The following is an 18875-nucleotide window of genomic DNA, read 5'->3' on the forward strand; positions in this document are numbered from 1 at the left end:
ATGCACGAGAATCAACAACCACAAACCGAGGCTTTTGAGCTGAGTGCGGCAGAGCGTGAAGCCATTGAGCACGAGAAGCACCACTACGAAGACCCGCGTGCGGCGTCCATTGAAGCGCTGAAAATCGTTCAGAAACAGCGCGGCTGGGTGCCAGACGGTGCGATCCATGCGATCGCCGATGTGCTGGGTATCCCGGCCAGCGATGTCGAAGGTGTTGCGACGTTCTACAGCCAGATCTTCCGTCAACCGGTGGGCCGCCATGTGATCCGCTATTGCGACAGCGTGGTATGCCATATCAACGGGTACCAGGGGATTCAGGCTGCGCTGGAGAAAAAGCTCAACATTAAGCCGGGGCAGACGACCTTCGACGGTCGCTTTACGCTGCTGCCGACCTGCTGCCTGGGGAACTGCGACAAAGGGCCGAACATGATGATCGATGAGGACACTCACGCTCACCTGACCCCGGAAGGCATTCCTGAACTGCTGGAGCGGTATAAATGAAAGACATTATCCGTACTCCCGAAACGCACCCGCTGACCTGGCGGCTGCGTGATGATAAACAGCCCGTCTGGCTGGACGAATATCGTAGCAAGAACGGCTACGAAGGCGCGCGTAAGGCGCTGACCGGTCTGTCCCCGGACGAGATCGTCAATCAGGTAAAAGACGCTGGCCTGAAAGGGCGCGGCGGTGCAGGCTTTTCCACCGGTCTGAAGTGGAGCCTGATGCCAAAAGACGAATCCATGAACATCCGCTACCTGTTGTGTAACGCCGATGAAATGGAGCCGGGCACCTATAAAGACCGTCTGCTGATGGAACAACTGCCACATCTGCTGGTGGAAGGCATGCTGATCTCCGCGTTTGCGCTGAAAGCGTACCGGGGTTACATCTTCCTGCGCGGTGAATACATTGAAGCAGCCGTGCATCTGCGCCGTGCGATTGCGGAAGCGACCGAAGCCGGTCTGCTTGGCAAAAACATTATGGGCACCGGTTTTGACTTCGAACTGTTTGTCCACACTGGGGCAGGGCGTTATATCTGCGGCGAAGAAACTGCGCTGATCAACTCCCTTGAAGGCCGTCGCGCTAACCCGCGCTCGAAGCCGCCGTTCCCGGCGACCTCTGGCGCATGGGGCAAACCGACCTGCGTCAATAACGTGGAAACGCTGTGTAACGTTCCGGCGATCCTCGCCAATGGCGTGGAGTGGTATCAGAACATTTCGAAGAGCAAAGATGCCGGTACCAAGTTGATGGGCTTCTCGGGTCGCGTGAAGAATCCGGGACTGTGGGAACTGCCGTTCGGCACCACCGCGCGTGAGATCCTCGAAGATTATGCGGGCGGTATGCGCGATGGGCTGAAGTTCAAAGCCTGGCAGCCCGGCGGCGCGGGGACCGACTTCCTGACTGAAGCGCACCTCGATCTGCCAATGGAATTTGAGAGCATTGGTAAAGCCGGAAGCCGTCTGGGTACCGCGCTGGCGATGGCGGTTGACCACGAGATCGGTATGGTGCCGCTGGTGCGTAACCTGGAAGAATTCTTTGCCCGTGAATCCTGCGGATGGTGTACGCCGTGTCGTGACGGCCTGCCGTGGAGCGTAAAAATTCTGCGCGCGCTGGAGCGTGGTGAAGGCCAACCGGGGGATATCGAGACGCTTGAGCAACTGTGTCGTTTCCTCGGTCCGGGCAAAACCTTCTGTGCACACGCACCGGGTGCGGTTGAGCCGCTACAGAGCGCCATTAAATATTTCCGCGAAGAATTCGAAGCTGGCATCAAGCAGTCGTTCAGCAATACCCATGCGATTGGTGGTATTCAGCCGAACCTGCTTAAAGAGCGCTGGTAATTTCAGGGTTAACCCTGAATCGCGATATGAATTTCGATTAACGCTCAGTCTCCGACTGAGCCAACTGGAAGCATGCTGACTATGGCTACGATTCATGTAGACGGCAAAGAATATGAGGTCAACGGTGCGGACAACCTGCTGGAAGCTTGTCTGTCTCTCGGCCTTGATATTCCGTACTTTTGCTGGCATCCGGCGCTGGGAAGCGTTGGTGCTTGCCGCCAGTGTGCGGTGAAGCAATACCAAAACGCGGAAGATACGCGTGGTCGCCTGGTGATGTCTTGTATGACACCGGCCACCGAAGGCACGTTTATTTCGATTGACGACGAAGAAGCGAAACAGTTCCGCGAAAGCGTGGTGGAGTGGTTAATGACCAACCACCCGCACGACTGTCCGGTCTGTGAAGAGGGCGGCAACTGCCATCTTCAGGATATGACCGTGATGACCGGCCACAGTTTCCGTCGTTATCGTTTCACCAAACGTACTCACCGCAATCAGGACCTTGGGCCGTTCATCTCTCACGAAATGAACCGCTGCATCGCCTGTTATCGCTGTGTGCGTTACTACAAAGATTACGCCGACGGCCAGGATCTGGGCGTGTATGGCGCGCACGATAACGTCTACTTCGGTCGTCCGGAAGACGGTACGCTTGAAAGCGAGTTCTCCGGTAACCTGGTGGAAATCTGCCCGACCGGCGTGTTCACCGATAAAACGCACTCCGAGCGTTATAACCGTAAGTGGGACATGCAGTTTGCGCCGAGCATCTGCCAGCAGTGTTCCATCGGCTGTAACATCAGTCCGGGTGAGCGCTACGGTGAGCTGCGTCGTATCGAAAACCGCTACAACGGGACCGTTAACCATTACTTCCTCTGCGACCGCGGTCGTTTTGGCTATGGTTACGTCAACCTGAAAGACCGTCCGCGTCAGCCGGTACAGCGTCGTGGTGATGATCTGATCACCCTCAACGCAGAGCAGGCGATGCAGGGCGCGGCAGATATTCTGCGTCAGTCTAAAAAAGTCATTGGCATCGGATCTCCGCGCGCCAGCGTCGAGAGCAACTTCGCGCTGCGTGAACTGGTCGGGGCGGAAAACTTCTATACCGGGATTGCGCATTCCGAGCAGGAACGTCTGCAACTGGCACTGAAAGTGCTGCGTGAGGGCGGAGTGCATACCCCTGCGCTGCGTGATATCGAATCTTACGATGCGGTGCTGGTGCTGGGCGAAGATATCACCCAGACCGGGGCCCGCGTTGCGCTGGCCGTGCGCCAGGCGGTGAAAGGCAAAGCGCGCGAAATGGCGGCGGCCCAGAAAGTGGCTGACTGGCAGATTGCGGCGATCCTCAACATCGGTCAACGCGCGAAGCACCCGCTGTTCGTGACCAACGTGGACAACACCCGTCTGGATGATATCGCGGCGTGGACTTACCGTGCGCCGGTTGAAGATCAGGCGCGCTTAGGCTTCGCCATCGCCCACGCGCTGGACAACACGGCGCCAGCGGTTGACGGTATCAGCAGCGATCTGCAAAACAAAATCGACGTGATCGTTCAGGCGCTGGCCGGGGCGAAAAAACCGCTGATCATTTCCGGCACCAACGCCGGTAGCGCTGAAGTGATTCAGGCGGCTGCCAACGTGGCGAAGGCGCTGAAAGGTCGCGGCGCTGACGTCGGTATCACGATGATTGCCCGCTCGGTTAACAGTATGGGGCTGGGCATTATGGGCGGCGGTTCGCTTGATGATGCGTTAACGGAGCTGGAAACCGGTCGTGCGGACGCGGTGGTGGTGCTGGAAAACGATCTGCATCGTCACGCGTCGGCAACGCGCGTCAATGCCGCACTGGCAAAAGCGCCGCTGGTAATGGTGGTTGACCATCAGCGTACGGCGATCATGGAAAACGCTCACCTGGTGCTTTCTGCGGCAAGCTTTGCAGAAAGCGATGGTACGGTCATCAACAACGAAGGCCGGGCTCAGCGTTTCTTCCAGGTTTACGATCCGGCGTACTACGACAGCAACACCATTATGCTGGAAAGCTGGCGCTGGCTGCATTCGCTGCACAGCACCGTGCAAAACCGCGAAGTAGACTGGACGCAACTTGACCACGTGATCGACGCTGTGGTTGCCGCAATGCCTGAACTGGCCGGTATTAAAGACGCTGCGCCGGATGCAACCTTCCGCATTCGTGGACAGAAACTGGCGCGTGAGCCGCACCGTTACAGCGGTCGTACAGCTATGCGCGCGAACATCAGCGTTCACGAACCTCGTCAGCCGCAGGACAAAGACACGATGTTTGCCTTCTCTATGGAAGGGAACAACCAGCCGTCTGCGCCGCGTTCACAGATTCCATTTGCCTGGGCTCCGGGCTGGAACTCCCCGCAGGCGTGGAACAAGTTCCAGGATGAAGTGGGCGGTAAACTGCGTCATGGCGATCCAGGTGTGCGTCTGATCGAAGCGTCAGAAAGTGGTCTGGACTACTTCACCTCTGTTCCGGCGAGCTTCCAGGCGCAGGACGGACAGTGGCGTATTGCGCCGTACTACCATCTGTTTGGTAGCGATGAATTGTCTCAGCGTGCGCCGGTCTTCCAGAGCCGCATGCCGCAACCGTACATAAAACTCAACCCGGCCGATGCCGCGAAGTTGGGAGTGAATGCCGGTACCCGCGTCTCCTTTAGCTACGACGGCAACACGGTTACGCTGCCGGTTGAAATCGCTGAAGGGTTGACGGCAGGGCAGGTCGGTTTGCCGATGGGCATGTCGGGCATTGCGCCTGTTCTGGCGGGTGCGCGCCTTGAGGATCTGCAGGAGGCACAACAATGAGTTGGATTACACCGGATCTTGTCGATATCCTGCTGACCATCCTCAAAGCGGTGGTGATCCTGCTGGTGGTGGTCACCTGCGGGGCATTCATGAGCTTTGGCGAACGTCGTCTGCTGGGTCTGTTCCAGAACCGTTACGGACCGAACCGTGTAGGCTGGGGCGGTTCGCTCCAGTTGGTCGCGGACATGATTAAGATGTTCTTTAAAGAAGACTGGATCCCGAAATTCTCGGATCGCGTCATCTTTACGCTTGCGCCAATGATTGCCTTTACCTCACTGCTGTTGGCGTTTGCCATCGTGCCGGTAAGTCCGGGTTGGGTGGTCGCAGATCTGAACATCGGGATCCTGTTCTTCCTGATGATGGCGGGTCTGGCAGTGTACGCGGTGCTGTTCGCCGGTTGGTCGAGCAACAACAAATACTCGCTGTTGGGTGCAATGCGTGCGTCTGCGCAAACGCTCAGCTACGAAGTGTTCCTCGGGCTCTCCCTGATGGGCGTGGTGGCGCAGGCCGGTTCATTTAACATGACCGACATCGTCAACAACCAGGCGGATATCTGGAACGTTATTCCGCAGTTCTTTGGTTTTGTCACCTTCGCTATCGCGGGCGTGGCGGTGTGCCACCGTCACCCGTTTGACCAGCCGGAAGCCGAACAGGAACTGGCGGATGGTTATCACATTGAATACTCCGGCATGAAGTTCGGTCTGTTCTTTGTGGGGGAATACATCGGTATTGTTACCATTTCTGCGCTGATGGTTACCCTGTTCTTCGGTGGCTGGCATGGCCCGTTCTTACCACCATTCATCTGGTTCGCGTTGAAAACCGCGTTCTTCATGATGATGTTCATTTTGATTCGTGCGTCGTTACCGCGTCCTCGTTATGACCAGGTAATGTCCTTCGGCTGGAAGATCTGCCTGCCGTTGACGCTCATCAACTTGCTGGTAACGGCGGCTGTCATTCTCTGGCAGGCGCAATAAGGGGCACAAAGACCATGACCTTAAAAGAATTGTTAGTAGGTTTCGGCACCCAGGTACGCAGTATCTGGATGATCGGCCTGCATGCGTTCGCGAAACGCGAAACGCAGATGTACCCGGAAGAGCCGGTCTATCTACCGCCCCGTTTCCGTGGTCGTATCGTTCTGACGCGCGACCCGGACGGCGAGGAGCGTTGCGTTGCCTGTAACCTGTGTGCGGTAGCGTGTCCGGTAGGCTGTATTTCTCTGCAAAAAGCGGAGACCAAAGACGGTCGCTGGTATCCGGAGTTTTTCCGCATCAACTTCTCACGCTGCATTTTCTGTGGTCTGTGCGAAGAAGCCTGTCCGACAACCGCGATTCAACTTACGCCAGATTTCGAACTGGGTGAGTATAAGCGCCAGGATCTGGTTTACGAGAAAGAGGATCTGCTGATCTCCGGTCCGGGTAAATATCCGGAATATAACTTCTACCGGATGGCAGGTATGGCAATCGACGGCAAAGATAAGGGCGAAGCAGAGAACGAAGCCAAGCCTATCGACGTCAAGAGCCTGTTACCGTAAGGAGAGGGGCAATGGAGTTCGCTTTTTATATCTGTGGCCTGATCGCCATTCTCGCTACCTTGCGGGTGATCACCCATACCAATCCGGTGCACGCGCTGCTGTACCTGATTATTTCGCTACTGGCGATTTCTGGGGTGTTCTTCTCGCTGGGCGCTTACTTTGCGGGTGCGCTGGAAATTATCGTTTATGCAGGCGCCATTATGGTGCTGTTCGTGTTCGTGGTGATGATGCTCAACCTGGGCGGCTCTGAAATTGAACAGGAGCGCCAATGGCTGAAACCGCAGGTGTGGATTGGTCCGGCAATTCTGTCGGCTATCATGCTGGTGGTGATTGTTTACGCCATTCTGGGTGTTAACGATCAGGGTATCGACGGTACGCCAATCAGCGCGAAAGCGGTGGGTATTACACTGTTCGGACCTTATGTACTGGCGGTTGAGCTGGCGTCCATGCTGCTGCTGGCAGGTCTGGTCGTCGCCTTCCACGTCGGCCGCGAAGAGCGTTCGGGCGAGGTGCTGAGTAATCGTAAAGACGACAGCGCGAAAAGAAAAACGGAGGAGCACGCATGATCCCCTTACAACATGGATTGATCCTCGCTGCGATTTTATTCGTTCTGGGCTTAACCGGTCTGGTTATCCGCCGTAATCTGCTGTTCATGCTGATTGGTCTGGAAATCATGATCAACGCTTCCGCGCTGGCCTTTGTGGTCGCCGGGAGCTACTGGGGCCAGACCGATGGTCAGGTGATGTACATTCTCGCCATCAGCCTTGCGGCTGCCGAAGCGAGTATTGGACTTGCGCTGTTGCTGCAACTTCATCGCCGTCGCCAGAACCTGAACATCGATTCAGTAAGTGAGATGCGTGGATGAACATGCTTGCCTTAACCATCATTCTGCCATTGATTGGCTTTGTCCTGCTGGCGTTCTCTCGTGGACGCTGGTCAGAAAATCTCTCCGCAACCGTGGGCGTCGGCTCCATCGGTCTGGCGGCGCTGGTCACTGCCTTTGTCGGTGTCGATTTCTTCGCGAACGGCAAACAGGCGTTCAGCCAGCCGCTGTGGACGTGGATGTCTGTCGGTGACTTCAACATTGGTTTCAGCCTGGTTCTGGACGGTCTGTCGCTGACCATGCTGTCGGTGGTCACCGGTGTCGGCTTCCTGATCCACATGTTCGCGTCCTGGTATATGCGCGGTGAAGAAGGGTACTCCCGCTTCTTCGCCTACACGAACCTGTTTATTGCCAGCATGGTTGTTCTGGTGCTGTCCGATAACCTGCTGTTGATGTACCTCGGCTGGGAAGGCGTGGGTCTGTGTTCCTATCTGCTGATCGGTTTCTACTACACCGATCCGAAGAATGGCGCGGCGGCCATGAAAGCGTTTGTCGTGACCCGTGTGGGTGACGTATTCCTCGCGTTCGCCCTGTTCATTCTGTACAACGAGCTGGGCACCCTGAACTTCCGCGAAATGGTGGAACTGGCACCGGCACACTTCGCAGCAGGCAACAAAATGCTGACGTGGGCGACGCTGATGCTGCTGGGTGGCGCGGTCGGTAAATCGGCACAGCTGCCGTTGCAGACATGGCTGGCTGACGCGATGGCGGGCCCGACGCCTGTCTCCGCGTTAATCCACGCCGCAACGATGGTCACCGCCGGTGTCTACCTGATTGCGCGTACGCATGGCCTGTTCCTGATGACCCCGGAAATTCTGCATCTGGTCGGTATCGTGGGTGCGGTGACGCTGGTGATGGCCGGTTTTGCCGCGCTGGTGCAGACCGACATCAAACGCGTACTCGCCTATTCCACCATGAGCCAGATAGGCTATATGTTCCTGGCGCTGGGCGTTCAGGCATGGGATGCGGCGATTTTCCACCTGATGACGCACGCCTTCTTTAAAGCGCTGCTGTTCCTGGCGTCCGGTTCCGTCATTCTGGCGTGCCATCACGAACAGAACATCTTCAAGATGGGCGGTCTGCGTAAGTCCATTCCGCTGGTATATCTCTGCTTCCTGGTGGGCGGCGCGGCGTTGTCGGCGCTGCCATTGATTACTGCCGGCTTCTTCAGTAAGGATGAGATTCTGGCGGGGGCCATGGCAAATGGTCATATCAATCTGATGGTGGCAGGTCTGGTCGGGGCGTTCATGACCTCCCTGTATACCTTCCGTATGATTTTCATCGTGTTCCACGGTAAAGAGCAAATTCACGCTCATGCAGGGAAGGGGATTACTCACCACCTGCCGTTAATTGTCCTGATGATCCTGTCCACCTTCGTTGGCGCACTGATTGTGCCGCCGTTGCAGGGTGTACTGCCGCAGACAACCGAACTTGAGCATGGCCGCGTGATGACCCTGGAAATTACCTCTGGCGTGGTGGCGATTGCAGGCATCCTGATTGCCGCATGGCTGTGGCTGGGTAAACGTACGCTTGTGACGTCGATTGCCAACAGTGCGCCTGGCCGTCTGCTGGGGACCTGGTGGTATAACGCCTGGGGCTTCGACTGGCTGTACGACAAAGTGTTCGTTAAGCCGTTCCTTGGCGTCGCCTGGCTGCTTAAACGCGATCCGCTCAATGCCCTGATGAACGTACCGGCAATCCTTTCTCGCTTCGCAGGTAAAGGCCTGCTGTTCAGTGAGAACGGTTATCTGCGCTGGTATGTCGCTTCAATGAGTATTGGCGCCGTCGTGGTGCTGGCACTGCTGATGGTATTGCGTTGAGTTTGAGGATTGGGGTGTTTTGCCCGGTGGGCAGGGCTTACCGGGCCTACGAAACGTAGGTCGGATAAGCGCTAGCGCCATCCGACAGTACCCAAAAGAATTTTCGAAATTCGTTGAAAATCAGGTCCTTTAGAGGACTTTTACAAGGAATAAAGATCACCATGTTATTACCCTGGTTGATACTAATCCCCTTTATCGGTGGCTTTCTGTGCTGGCAGACCGAACGCTTTGGCGTGAAGGTGCCGCGCTGGATAGCGCTGGTAACCATGGGACTGACGCTCGCGCTTGGCCTGCACCTGTGGCTACAGGGCGGCTATTCGCTGACGCAATCTGCTGGCATTCCGCAGTGGCAGTCTGAATTTGTCCTGCCGTGGATCCCGCGCTTTGGCATCTCGATTCATCTGGCAATCGACGGTTTGTCGCTGCTGATGGTGGTGCTGACCGGCCTGCTCGGCGTTCTGGCGGTACTCTGCTCCTGGCGAGAAATCGAAAAATACCAGGGCTTTTTCCACCTGAACCTGATGTGGATCCTCGGCGGCGTTATCGGCGTGTTCCTTGCCATCGACATGTTCCTGTTCTTCTTCTTCTGGGAAATGATGCTGGTGCCGATGTACTTCCTGATCGCGCTGTGGGGCCATAAGGCGTCTGACGGTAAAACGCGTATCACGGCGGCAACCAAGTTCTTCATTTACACCCAGGCGAGTGGTCTGGTGATGCTGATTGCCATCCTGGCGCTGGTGTTCGTTCACCACAATGCGACCGGCGTGTGGACCTTCAACTATGAAGACCTGCTGAAAACCCCGATGTCGCACGGCGTTGAGTATCTGCTGATGCTGGGCTTCTTCATCGCATTTGCGGTGAAAATGCCGGTGGTTCCGCTGCACGGCTGGCTGCCGGATGCGCACTCCCAGGCACCGACCGCAGGTTCCGTTGACCTCGCCGGTATTTTGCTGAAAACCGCCGCTTACGGTCTGCTCCGCTTCTCCCTGCCGCTGTTCCCGAACGCGTCGGCGGAATTTGCGCCTATTGCGATGTGGCTGGGCGTCATCGGTATCTTCTACGGTGCGTGGATGGCGTTCACGCAGTACGACATCAAACGTCTGATCGCTTACACCTCGGTTTCACACATGGGCTTCGTGCTGATTGCCATCTACACCGGCAGTCAACTGGCGTATCAGGGGGCAGTGATTCAGATGATCGCGCACGGCCTGTCCGCGGCGGGTCTGTTCATTCTGTGTGGTCAGTTGTACGAACGTCTGCATACCCGCGACATGCGCATGATGGGCGGATTGTGGGGCAAAATGAAATGGTTGCCTGCGCTGTCTATGTTCTTCGCGGTGGCGACGCTGGGTATGCCGGGTACCGGTAACTTCGTTGGCGAATTCATGATCCTGTTCGGCAGCTACCAGGTGGTTCCGGCGATCACGGTGATTTCGACCTTTGGTCTGGTGTTTGCCTCTGTTTACTCGCTGGCGATGCTGCATCGCGCTTACTTCGGTAAAGCAAAGAGTCAGATTGCACAACAAGAACTGCCAGGAATGTCGCTGCGTGAGCTGTTTATCATCCTGTTGCTGGTCGTGCTTCTGGTACTGCTTGGCTTCTATCCGCAGCCGATTCTGGATACCTCGCATTCTGCGATGAGCAACATCCAGCAGTGGTTTGTTAATTCCGTTACTACTACAAGGCCGTAAATCGCCATGACAATAACTCCACAACACCTGATTGCGCTGCTACCGCTGCTGATCGTCGGCTTGACGGTGGTGGTTGTGATGCTCTCCATTGCGTGGCGACGCAATCACTTCCTCAATGCCACGCTGTCGGTCATTGGGCTTAACGCCGCGCTGGTTTCGCTCTGGTTTGTTGGCCAGGCTGGCGCGATGGATGTCACCCCGCTGATGCGGGTTGACGGTTTCGCGATGCTCTACACCGGACTGGTTCTGTTGGCGAGTCTGGCGACTTGTACCTTTGCCTACCCGTGGCTGGAAGGCTATGACGACAACCGGGAAGAGTTCTACCTGCTGGTGCTGATTGCTGCGCTGGGCGGTATTCTGCTGGCGAATGCGAATCATCTGGCGGCGCTGTTCCTCGGTATTGAGCTTATCTCCCTGCCGCTGTTTGGTCTGGTGGGTTATGCGTTCCGTCAGAAACGCTCGCTGGAAGCCAGTATCAAATACACCATCCTGTCTGCTGCCGCCTCTTCATTCCTGCTGTTCGGTATGGCGCTGGTGTACGCACAGTCTGGCAATCTGTCGTTTGTAGCGCTCGGTAAGAGCCTCGGCGATGGTATGCTGAACGAGCCGCTGCTGCTGGCGGGCTTCGGGATGATGATTGTGGGTCTGGGCTTTAAACTCTCTCTGGTTCCGTTCCACCTCTGGACGCCAGACGTGTACCAGGGTGCACCTGCTCCGGTTTCCACCTTCCTGGCGACGGCGAGCAAAATCGCTATCTTCGGCGTGGTGATGCGTCTGTTCCTGTACGCGCCGGTTGGCGACAGTGAAGCGGTTCGCGTGGTGCTGGGTGTGATTGCCTTTGCCTCCATCATCTTTGGTAACCTGATGGCGCTGAGCCAGACCAACATCAAGCGTCTGCTCGGTTACTCGTCTATCTCTCACCTCGGCTACCTGCTGGTGGCGCTGATTGCCTTGCAGAGCGGCGAGATGTCAATGGAAGCGGTGGGCGTTTATCTCGCCGGTTATCTGTTCAGCAGCCTCGGCGCATTCGGCGTGGTCAGTCTGATGTCCAGCCCGTACCGTGGCCCGGATGCTGATTCTCTGTTCTCCTACCGCGGTCTGTTCTGGCATCGTCCGATCCTCGCGGCAGTGATGACGGTGATGATGCTGTCTCTGGCCGGTATCCCAATGACGCTGGGCTTTATCGGTAAGTTCTACGTGCTGGCAGTTGGTGTGCAGGCGCACCTGTGGTGGCTGGTTGCCGCTGTGGTGGTAGGTTCCGCAATTGGTTTGTACTACTACCTGCGCGTTGCCGTGAGTCTGTACCTGAGCGCGCCGCAGCAGCTTAACCGCGATGCGCCGTCTAACTGGCAGTACAGCGCAGGCGGTATTGTGGTCCTGATCTCCGCACTGCTGGTGCTGGTACTGGGTATCTACCCGCAGCCGCTGATCAGCATCGTACAGTTGGCCGCCCCGCTGATGTAAGCGAAAAGCAGAAACGAAAAAACCGCCGATTCGGCGGTTTTTTTATGGGTGGTAATATTCAGGCAATCAACTGACGGCTGACCAGCGGACCAGTGATGTTTTGCGCCGCCCGGTCCATCACTTCCTGAATAACGGATGACAGCTCATTGACCTCAAACTTGGCCACATAGCCATCGGCTTTCACTTTGCGGACGTGATCTTCGTTGGCGCTGCCGGAGAGGGAAGAGTGAATCACCACCGGGATCTTCTTCAGTCGCTCATCGGTTTTGATTTTTCGGGTCAGAGTGAAGCCATCCATCTCTGGCATTTCAAGATCGGTCAGCACCAGCGCGATCTTCTCGCTGATCGCTTTGCCTTCCGCTTCTGCTTCCTGCGCCAGTTGCTGGATTTTGTCCCACGCATCCTTACCGGTGACATGCATCTGATGGGGGATCTCCATCGCCGTCAGACCTTTCTCCAGCATCGCGCGCGCCACGCGGGAATCTTCCGCGACAATGGCGACAGCACCTGGGGTGATGTTGAACTTATTGGTTTTCAGTTCCGTTGCGCGCAGGTCGTGATTCGACGGTACGATGTCATACAGGATCTGCTCCACGTCGAGCACCAGCGCCAGGTTGTTGGTCTCTTTGTCCTCGTCCAGACAGGCGATACTGGTGATATAGCGGCCGTTCACCGCTTTTTCTGCAGTGTGTACCTGCTTCCAGTCCAGGCGCATGATGTTTTCTACTGATTCGACGGCGAAGGCCTGCACGCTGCGGGCGTATTCGGTGATCAGCAGAATGTTGAGCCCATTCTCTGGCTTACAACCGGCAACGGCAGGGAGGTCAATGACCGGAATAACCTGGTCGCGGATGTTGACCATTCCCAGCAGCGGGGCTTTCATCCCGGCCGGACGGGTAAAGGCGGGCATGGGGACAATTTCGCGCAATTTGAACACGTTAATGCCAAATAGCTCAGATTTCTGTTCGTGCAGAGAGTTTCCCAGACGAAACAGCAGCAGTTCAAAGCGGTTGGACAGGGTCAGATTCGCCCTGTCATCAATATCTTTCTGGAAATTATCCATTCTGTCCTCAGTGTGAATACAGCGTTTTTACTGTTATCGGCACTGAGCGCAAAAAATGGAGCACTAAACCGTGAAAACGGCGAAATCGTCGGCAAGTTCCGTGGCGGGAAAGATGGCCTGACACTCTGCCAGCAGCCGCTGGCAGCCCGCGCCGTCATAGCGCGAACTGACGTGCGTTATGATGAGTCTCCCGACAGCGGCCTCCCGTGCCAGCAGCGCCGCCTGGCGGGTAGAACTGTGCCCACGGCTGTTGGCCTTTTCTTCCATCGACGCATCCAGCGTGGTTTCGTGAATCATCACGTCAACCCCTTTCGCCAGCTCAAACGCGGATGCACAGGGGGCAGTATCGCCAAAAATCGCCACCGCTTTGCCGGGGATTGCCGGAGCAAGAAAATCAGCACCGCGTATCACGCTGCCATCTTCCAGGGTGACCGTTTTGCCAGCTTTCAGATCCTGAAACCAGGGGCCGGCTTTCACTCCCGCCGCTTTCAACGCTCTGGCGTTCAGCGCACCGGGTTTGTCATGCTCTTCAACGCGGTAGCCGTAGCATTCCAGCGGGTGCTCAAGCGGGTAAGCCGTCACTTTTCTTAGCTCGTCATCAAGAATATCCCCGGCGGTGATTTCGACGATTTCCAACGGGTAGTCGGTCCAGGAGCCGCTCAGGCGCAGCGCGGTTTCCGTAAACTCGCGCAGCCCCTTTGGACCGTAAAGCGTCAGCGGGTGAGCATTGCCCGCCATCGAACGGCTGCATAACAAACCCGGTAAACCGAACAGATGATCGCCGTGCAGATGGCTGATGAAAATCCGCTCAATCTTGCCAGGATGATATGCCGTGCTCAACATCTGATGCTGTGTGCCTTCCCCACAGTCAAACAGCCACAGCGCCGGCTGCGTCGGGTGTTGATGATGTAGCAGAATGGCCGTCACGTTACGTGTCCGCGTGGGAACGCCAGCCGAGGTGCCTAAAAAGAGAAATTCCATTATTTCATTACACTTTTGAAAAATAATCTGGCTAGTATAAATCGTTTACGGAAAAAGGAGCGCACGATGATTACCTGGCAAGACCTGCATCATTCGGAATTAACCGTCCCTCAGCTTTATGCGCTGTTAAAACTACGCTGTGCGGTGTTTGTTGTGGAGCAGAACTGTCCCTATCTTGACGTAGACGGCGACGACCTGGTGGGTGAAAACCGCCATATCCTCGGCTGGCATGACGGCGAACTGGTGGCGTATGCGAGGATTCTGAAAAGCGCTGAAGATCTGGAGCCGGTAGTGATCGGGCGGGTAATTGTCAGTGAGGCGTTACGCGGTGAAAAACTGGGGCAAAATCTGATGGCGCAGGCGCTGGCATCTTGCCAACGACACTGGCCGGAGAAGGCGCTGTATCTGGGGGCGCAGGCGCATTTGCAGGCATTCTATGCGCGATTTGGTTTTACGCCGGTCACTGAGGTATACGATGAAGATGGTATCCCTCATGTGGGGATGGCGCGCGAAGCGATTCGGGCGTGATCCTGAGTCATTGTCTATAGTTAGGGGCAGGTTTTACTAACATGGAGAACGAGAATGTCATATCAATTTGGTGATTCGCGTATTGATGACGACCTGACGTTGCTGAGCGAAACGCTGGAAGAGGTGCTGCGTTCCTCAGGGGATCCTGCCGATCAAAAGTACATTGAGCTGAAAGCGCGGGCGGAACAGGCGCTGGACGAGGTCAAAAAGCGCGTAAGTCAGGCTTCAGATAGCTACTATTATCGTGCCAGGCAGGCGGTTTATCGTGCAGATGACTATGTACACGAAAAACCCTGGCAGGGGATTGGCGTTGGCGCAACGGTCGGACTGGTGCTCGGCTTACTGCTGGCACGACGCTAACCTGTAACCGGGATCGCATTTACTCCCTAAACTGGGGTACTGCTTTTTTTCCGCAGTACCCCGTATAATGTGAGGTTTTTAACAGGGAGAGGTCCGCGTGCATTCACTCACTACTGCGCTGGAAGGTCTGACGCGTCTTTTGTCTCAGGCGATCCCGGCGGCACCAGGCATTCGGGTTCTCGATGTTCCTTTTCCCTTAAATGACGCCTTCGATGCGTTAAGCTGGCTGGCAAGCCAGTCCATTTATCCGCAATTTTACTGGCAGCAGCGCAACGGCGATGAAGAAGCCGCCGTGCTGGGCGTTGTTGCCCCATTTTCCTCGCTTGATGAGGCGCAACGCTTTCTTCGTCAACATCCGCAGCAAACCGATCTGCGTATCTGGGGGCTGAACGCGTTCGACCCTCAGCAGGGCAACCTGGTGTTACCACGCCTTGAGTGGCGGCGCTGTGCGGGGGTGGCGGTACTGCGTCTGCATTTGTGGAGTGATTTTTCTCTGCGTGAGGATGCCGATCGGGCGCTGACCTTCCTGGCTTCGCTGACGAGCGTAAAGCCGTTGCCGACGCTGCGTCTGAGCAAAACCGGTGAACAGCACTGGCCTGAAAAAGCAGGTTGGATAAACCTGATTGAGCAGGCCACTCAGACGATTGCCGAAGGCGAACTGGATAAAGTGGTGCTGGCGCGCGCCAGCGATCTGCAATTTTCTCGCCCGGTGAATGCCGCAGCCGTCATGGCCTCGAGTCGCCGTTTGAATCTGAACTGCTACCATTTTTACATGGCTTTTTGCGCCGAGCGCGCGTTTCTGGGGTCGTCCCCGGAACGTCTCTGGCGTCGTCGTGATACCGCGCTACGTACCGAGGCGCTTGCCGGGACGGTGGCGAATCATCCTGATGATTATAAGGCCTGGCAACTGGGCGAATGGCTGATGAAGGACGACAAAAACCAGCGCGAAAACATGCTGGTGGTCGAGGATATCTGTCAGCGCCTGCAGGACTACACGCATTCGCTTGACGTTTTGCCGCCGCAGGTACTGCGGTTGCGAAAAGTGCAGCACCTGCGACGCTGCATCTGGACGGCGCTAAATCAGGCGGATGACACGCTGTGTTTACTGCAGTTGCAGCCGACGGCGGCCGTCGCCGGGATCCCCCGCGAGCGGGCGCGGGCGTTTATTCAGCAGCATGAACCTTTTGCGCGGGAATGGTACGCCGGCTCGGCGGGCTATCTGTCATTGCAGCAAAGCGAGTTTTGTGTCTCGCTGCGGTCGGCGAAAATCAGCGGTAACGTGGTTCGACTGTATGCCGGCGCGGGTATTGTTCGCGGGTCAGATCCTGAGCAGGAGTGGCAGGAAATCGATAATAAAGCCGCCGGCCTGCGATCTTTGTTACAGATTGATGGATAATGAGTCACATATTCCCGATTCATATCAATAATCCCTTTTTTCCGTTCTTTATACTGAGTCGCAATATTGATACCGGACAATCTCATGTCAGTAAGCGCATTTAACCGACGCTGGGCGGCGGTCATTCTGGAAGCATTAACTCGCCACGGTGTCAGGCATGTTTGCATTGCCCCTGGCTCTCGTTCCACGCCGCTCACTCTGGCGGCGGCGGAAAATTCGGCCTTTATTCACCACACCCATTTTGATGAGCGTGGTCTTGGTCATCTGGCGCTGGGACTGGCGAAGGTGAGTAAACAGCCGGTTGCCGTGATCGTAACCTCAGGCACGGCGGTTGCTAATCTTTATCCGGCACTGATTGAAGCGGGGCTGACCGGTGAAAAACTGATCCTCCTGACAGCCGATCGTCCCCCTGAACTGATTGACTGCGGCGCGAACCAGGCGATTCGCCAGGCGGGTATGTTTGCGTCACATCCGTCACAAACGCTTTCCCTCCCGCGCCCGACGCAGGACATTCCGGCTCGCTGGCTGGTGTCGACTATCGACAATGCGCTGGCCTCGCTGCATGCCGGCGCGGTGCACATCAACTGTCCATTTGCCGAACCGCTGTATGGCGAGATGGATGAAACCGGTCTGGCCTGGCAGCAGCGCCTCGGCGACTGGTGGCAGGATGACAAGCCCTGGCTGCGCGAAGCGCGTCGTCTGGAGAGTGACAAACAGCGCGACTGGTTCTTCTGGCGTCAAAAACGCGGCGTTGTCATCGCCGGGCGAATGAGCGCGGAAGAGGGCAAAAAAGTTGCGCAGTGGGCGCAGACGTTAGGCTGGCCGCTGATTGGCGATGTGCTGTCACAAACCGGACAGCCGCTTCCCTGCGCCGATCTCTGGCTCGGTAATGCGAAGGCCGTGACGGAACTCCAACAGGCGCAGATTGTGGTGCAACTGGGGAGCAGTCTGACCGGAAAGCGCTTACTGCAATGGCAGGCAAGCTGTACGCCAGAAGAGTACTGGATTGTCGATAACCTCGAAGGACGGCTGGATCCGGCGCACCATCGCGGTCGCCGTCTGGTCGCAAAAATTGGCGACTGGCTGGAGCTGCATCCAGCGGAAAAACGTCAGCCGTGGTGTGAAGACATTCCACGTCTGGCGGAGCAGGCCTGGCAGGCCGTGGTGGCACGTCGGGATGCCTTTGGCGAGGCGCAACTGGCGCATCGCATTCGCGACTATCTTCCTGAACAGGGGCAGCTTTTTGTCGGCAACAGCCTGGTGGTACGCCTGATTGATGCGCTGTCAAAACTCCCGGCAGGATACCCGGTTTACAGTAATCGTGGGGCCAGCGGTATTGATGGTCTGTTATCGACAGCCGCGGGTGTGCAGCGTGCCAGCGCAAAATCGACGCTGGCGATCGTGGGCGATTTGTCGGCGTTGTATGACCTCAATGCGTTAGCCTTGCTGCGACAGGTTTCCGCGCCGTTCGTACTGATTGTCGTGAACAATAACGGCGGGCAGATTTTCTCGCTGCTGCCCACACCGCAGAGCGAACGTGAACGCTTCTATCTGATGCCGCAGAATGTCCATTTTGAACACGCTGCCGCGATGTTCAACCTCAAGTACCATCGCCCGGAAAGCTGGGATGAACTGGAGGCGGCGCTGGCGGGCGCATGGCGTATTCCTGCGACCACGGTGATTGAACTGGTGGTCAACGACACCGACGGCGCGCAAACCCTGCAACAGCTCCTGGCGCAGGTAAGCCATCTATGATCCTGCACGCGCAGGCAAGAGACGCACAGCCAGGTTCTCCCTGGCTGGTTTTTCTTCACGGCTTTTCGGGGGACGGCCAGGAGTGGCTGACGGTCGGCGAGCAGCTTACGCGTTTTTCCCGGCTGTATGTCGACTTACCCGGTCACGGCGGATCGGCGGATATTCGCGTCAGCGGATTTGCCGATGTCATTGCCTTACTGCGCAATACTCTTCTTAGTTACAACATACTAAACTACTGGCTGGTGGGATATTCTCTCGGCGGTAGAGTGGCGATGATGGCGGCCTGTCAGGCGATGCCGGGGCTTTGTGGCCTGGTGGTTGAAGGCGGTCATCCTGGATTGCAAAGCGACGCGGAACGCGACGCGCGCCGACGTTCTGACCATCACTGGGCGGAACGTTTTCGCCATGACGCGCTGGCTGACGTGTTTACTGACTGGTATCAGCAGCCGGTGTTTGCCTCGCTGGACGCGCAGCAACGAGAGGCTCTGGTTGTACTGCGTAGCCGGAATAACGGTGAAACGCTGGCGGCAATGCTGGAGGCCACCTCGCTGGCGGTCCAGCCCGATTTGCGCGATGCGCTCAACGCGCGCGCATTTCCGTTTTATTATTTATGTGGTGAACGTGACAGCAAATTCTGCGCCCTCGCGACGGAGTTAGCGGCGACCCGCCATGTGATTCGTAACGCCGGACACAACGCCCACCGGGAAAATCCCGCGGGCGTGGTGGCGTGTCTGGCTCAGATTCTGCGTCTCTGACTAAA

General features: G+C 56.7%; 17 protein-coding genes. 15 read left to right on the forward strand and 2 right to left on the reverse strand.

What is annotated here, in order from left to right; all coding sequences use genetic code 11:
• The 10 genes from nuoE to nuoN all read left to right on the forward strand — a co-directional run bounded on the left by nuoE (position 1) and on the right by nuoN (position 12032).
• Positions 1-501: an NADH-quinone oxidoreductase subunit NuoE gene (nuoE, locus tag I6L53_RS06890; RefSeq protein WP_042317807.1), complete on the forward strand. Its 501-nt coding sequence runs from the start codon at positions 1-3 to the stop codon at positions 499-501.
• Positions 498-1835 carry an NADH-quinone oxidoreductase subunit NuoF gene (gene nuoF, locus I6L53_RS06895; RefSeq protein ID WP_042317808.1) on the forward strand — a complete coding sequence of 446 codons (1338 nt, stop codon included), beginning with the start codon at positions 498-500 and terminating at the stop codon, positions 1833-1835. Before nuoE ends, nuoF begins: the two co-directional genes overlap by 4 nt.
• A gap of 81 nt (positions 1836-1916) precedes the next feature.
• Positions 1917-4643 (forward strand): NADH-quinone oxidoreductase subunit NuoG, encoded by a 2727-nt coding sequence (gene nuoG, locus I6L53_RS06900; protein WP_042317924.1) that lies wholly within the window; start codon positions 1917-1919, stop codon positions 4641-4643.
• Positions 4640-5617, forward strand: a complete 978-nt coding sequence (gene nuoH, locus I6L53_RS06905; protein ID WP_042317809.1) for an NADH-quinone oxidoreductase subunit NuoH — start codon at positions 4640-4642, stop codon at positions 5615-5617. The genes nuoG and nuoH overlap by 4 nt, the downstream gene beginning before the upstream one ends.
• Positions 5618-5631: 14 nt before the next feature.
• Positions 5632-6174, forward strand: a complete 543-nt coding sequence (nuoI, locus tag I6L53_RS06910; RefSeq protein ID WP_005129470.1) for an NADH-quinone oxidoreductase subunit NuoI — start codon at positions 5632-5634, stop codon at positions 6172-6174.
• An 11-nt stretch (positions 6175-6185) separates the two neighbouring features.
• Entirely contained in the window at positions 6186-6740 is a 555-nt protein-coding gene (gene nuoJ, locus I6L53_RS06915; RefSeq protein WP_042317811.1) for an NADH-quinone oxidoreductase subunit J, read from the forward strand.
• Positions 6737-7039: an NADH-quinone oxidoreductase subunit NuoK gene (gene nuoK / locus I6L53_RS06920; RefSeq protein ID WP_000612644.1), complete on the forward strand. Its 303-nt coding sequence runs from the start codon at positions 6737-6739 to the stop codon at positions 7037-7039. The genes nuoJ and nuoK overlap by 4 nt, the downstream gene beginning before the upstream one ends.
• Complete coding sequence (nuoL, locus tag I6L53_RS06925) at positions 7036-8877, forward strand: NADH-quinone oxidoreductase subunit L (RefSeq protein WP_042317812.1); 1842 nt, start codon at positions 7036-7038, stop codon at positions 8875-8877. The genes nuoK and nuoL overlap by 4 nt, the downstream gene beginning before the upstream one ends.
• 161 nt (positions 8878-9038) lie before the next feature.
• A complete protein-coding gene (gene nuoM / locus I6L53_RS06930; RefSeq protein WP_042317814.1) occupies positions 9039-10568 on the forward strand; it encodes an NADH-quinone oxidoreductase subunit M in 1530 nt (509 codons plus the stop codon).
• Positions 10569-10574: 6 nt separating this feature from the next.
• On the forward strand, positions 10575-12032 hold the full coding sequence (nuoN, locus tag I6L53_RS06935) for an NADH-quinone oxidoreductase subunit NuoN (RefSeq protein WP_042317815.1): 1458 nt from the start codon (positions 10575-10577) through the stop codon (positions 12030-12032).
• A gap of 58 nt (positions 12033-12090) precedes the next feature.
• On the opposite strand, the gene I6L53_RS06940 is transcribed toward nuoN, so the two are convergent.
• Together I6L53_RS06940 and rbn are read right to left on the reverse strand one after the other, a co-directional pair.
• Positions 12091-13095, reverse strand: a complete 1005-nt coding sequence (locus I6L53_RS06940) for a chemotaxis protein (protein ID WP_042317816.1) — start codon at positions 13093-13095, stop codon at positions 12091-12093.
• Positions 13096-13158: 63 nt separating this feature from the next.
• A complete protein-coding gene (gene rbn, locus I6L53_RS06945; protein ID WP_042317817.1) occupies positions 13159-14076 on the reverse strand; it encodes a ribonuclease BN in 918 nt (305 codons plus the stop codon).
• 66 nt (positions 14077-14142) lie between these two features.
• Here rbn and I6L53_RS06950 point away from each other — a divergent pair, with 66 nt between their 5' ends.
• The 5 genes from I6L53_RS06950 to menH all read left to right on the forward strand — a co-directional run bounded on the left by I6L53_RS06950 (position 14143) and on the right by menH (position 18870).
• A complete protein-coding gene (locus I6L53_RS06950; RefSeq protein WP_042317818.1) occupies positions 14143-14604 on the forward strand; it encodes a GNAT family N-acetyltransferase in 462 nt (153 codons plus the stop codon).
• A 54-nt stretch (positions 14605-14658) separates the two neighbouring features.
• Positions 14659-14964 (forward strand): stress response protein ElaB, encoded by a 306-nt coding sequence (elaB, locus tag I6L53_RS06955; RefSeq protein ID WP_042317819.1) that lies wholly within the window; start codon positions 14659-14661, stop codon positions 14962-14964.
• 97 nt (positions 14965-15061) lie between these two features.
• Complete coding sequence (gene menF, locus I6L53_RS06960) at positions 15062-16360, forward strand: isochorismate synthase MenF (RefSeq protein ID WP_042317820.1); 1299 nt, start codon at positions 15062-15064, stop codon at positions 16358-16360.
• A gap of 84 nt (positions 16361-16444) precedes the next feature.
• The gene (gene menD, locus I6L53_RS06965; RefSeq protein WP_042317821.1) at positions 16445-18115 is read left to right on the forward strand and encodes a 2-succinyl-5-enolpyruvyl-6-hydroxy-3-cyclohexene-1-carboxylic-acid synthase; all 1671 of its coding nucleotides are present in this window, start codon (positions 16445-16447) and stop codon (positions 18113-18115) included.
• Complete coding sequence (menH, locus tag I6L53_RS06970; RefSeq protein WP_042317822.1) at positions 18112-18870, forward strand: 2-succinyl-6-hydroxy-2,4-cyclohexadiene-1-carboxylate synthase; 759 nt, start codon at positions 18112-18114, stop codon at positions 18868-18870. The genes menD and menH overlap by 4 nt, the downstream gene beginning before the upstream one ends.
• The last annotated feature ends 5 nt before the right edge of the window (positions 18871-18875 follow it).

Source organism: Citrobacter farmeri, assembly GCF_019048065.1.
Taxonomy (GTDB): domain Bacteria; phylum Pseudomonadota; class Gammaproteobacteria; order Enterobacterales; family Enterobacteriaceae; genus Citrobacter_A; species Citrobacter_A farmeri.

Bases quoted from the DNA above. Each gene is read 5' to 3' on its own strand.
- rbn (WP_042317817.1), bottom strand. From the start codon at position 14,076: ATGGAATTTCTCTTTTTAGGCACCTCGGCTGGCGTTCCCACGCGGACA.
- I6L53_RS06950 (WP_042317818.1), top strand. From the start codon at position 14,143: ATGATTACCTGGCAAGACCTGCATCATTCGGAATTAACCGTCCCTCAG.
- nuoJ (WP_042317811.1), top strand. From the start codon at position 6,186: ATGGAGTTCGCTTTTTATATCTGTGGCCTGATCGCCATTCTCGCTACC.
- nuoL (WP_042317812.1), top strand. From the start codon at position 7,036: ATGAACATGCTTGCCTTAACCATCATTCTGCCATTGATTGGCTTTGTC.
- nuoK (WP_000612644.1), top strand. From the start codon at position 6,737: ATGATCCCCTTACAACATGGATTGATCCTCGCTGCGATTTTATTCGTT.
- nuoE (WP_042317807.1), top strand. From the start codon at position 1: ATGCACGAGAATCAACAACCACAAACCGAGGCTTTTGAGCTGAGTGCG.
- nuoI (WP_005129470.1), top strand. From the start codon at position 5,632: ATGACCTTAAAAGAATTGTTAGTAGGTTTCGGCACCCAGGTACGCAGT.
- nuoN (WP_042317815.1), top strand. From the start codon at position 10,575: ATGACAATAACTCCACAACACCTGATTGCGCTGCTACCGCTGCTGATC.
- elaB (WP_042317819.1), top strand. From the start codon at position 14,659: ATGTCATATCAATTTGGTGATTCGCGTATTGATGACGACCTGACGTTG.
- nuoM (WP_042317814.1), top strand. From the start codon at position 9,039: ATGTTATTACCCTGGTTGATACTAATCCCCTTTATCGGTGGCTTTCTG.
- nuoH (WP_042317809.1), top strand. From the start codon at position 4,640: ATGAGTTGGATTACACCGGATCTTGTCGATATCCTGCTGACCATCCTC.
- menH (WP_042317822.1), top strand. From the start codon at position 18,112: ATGATCCTGCACGCGCAGGCAAGAGACGCACAGCCAGGTTCTCCCTGG.
- menD (WP_042317821.1), top strand. From the start codon at position 16,445: ATGTCAGTAAGCGCATTTAACCGACGCTGGGCGGCGGTCATTCTGGAA.
- nuoF (WP_042317808.1), top strand. From the start codon at position 498: ATGAAAGACATTATCCGTACTCCCGAAACGCACCCGCTGACCTGGCGG.
- I6L53_RS06940 (WP_042317816.1), bottom strand. From the start codon at position 13,095: ATGGATAATTTCCAGAAAGATATTGATGACAGGGCGAATCTGACCCTG.
- nuoG (WP_042317924.1), top strand. From the start codon at position 1,917: ATGGCTACGATTCATGTAGACGGCAAAGAATATGAGGTCAACGGTGCG.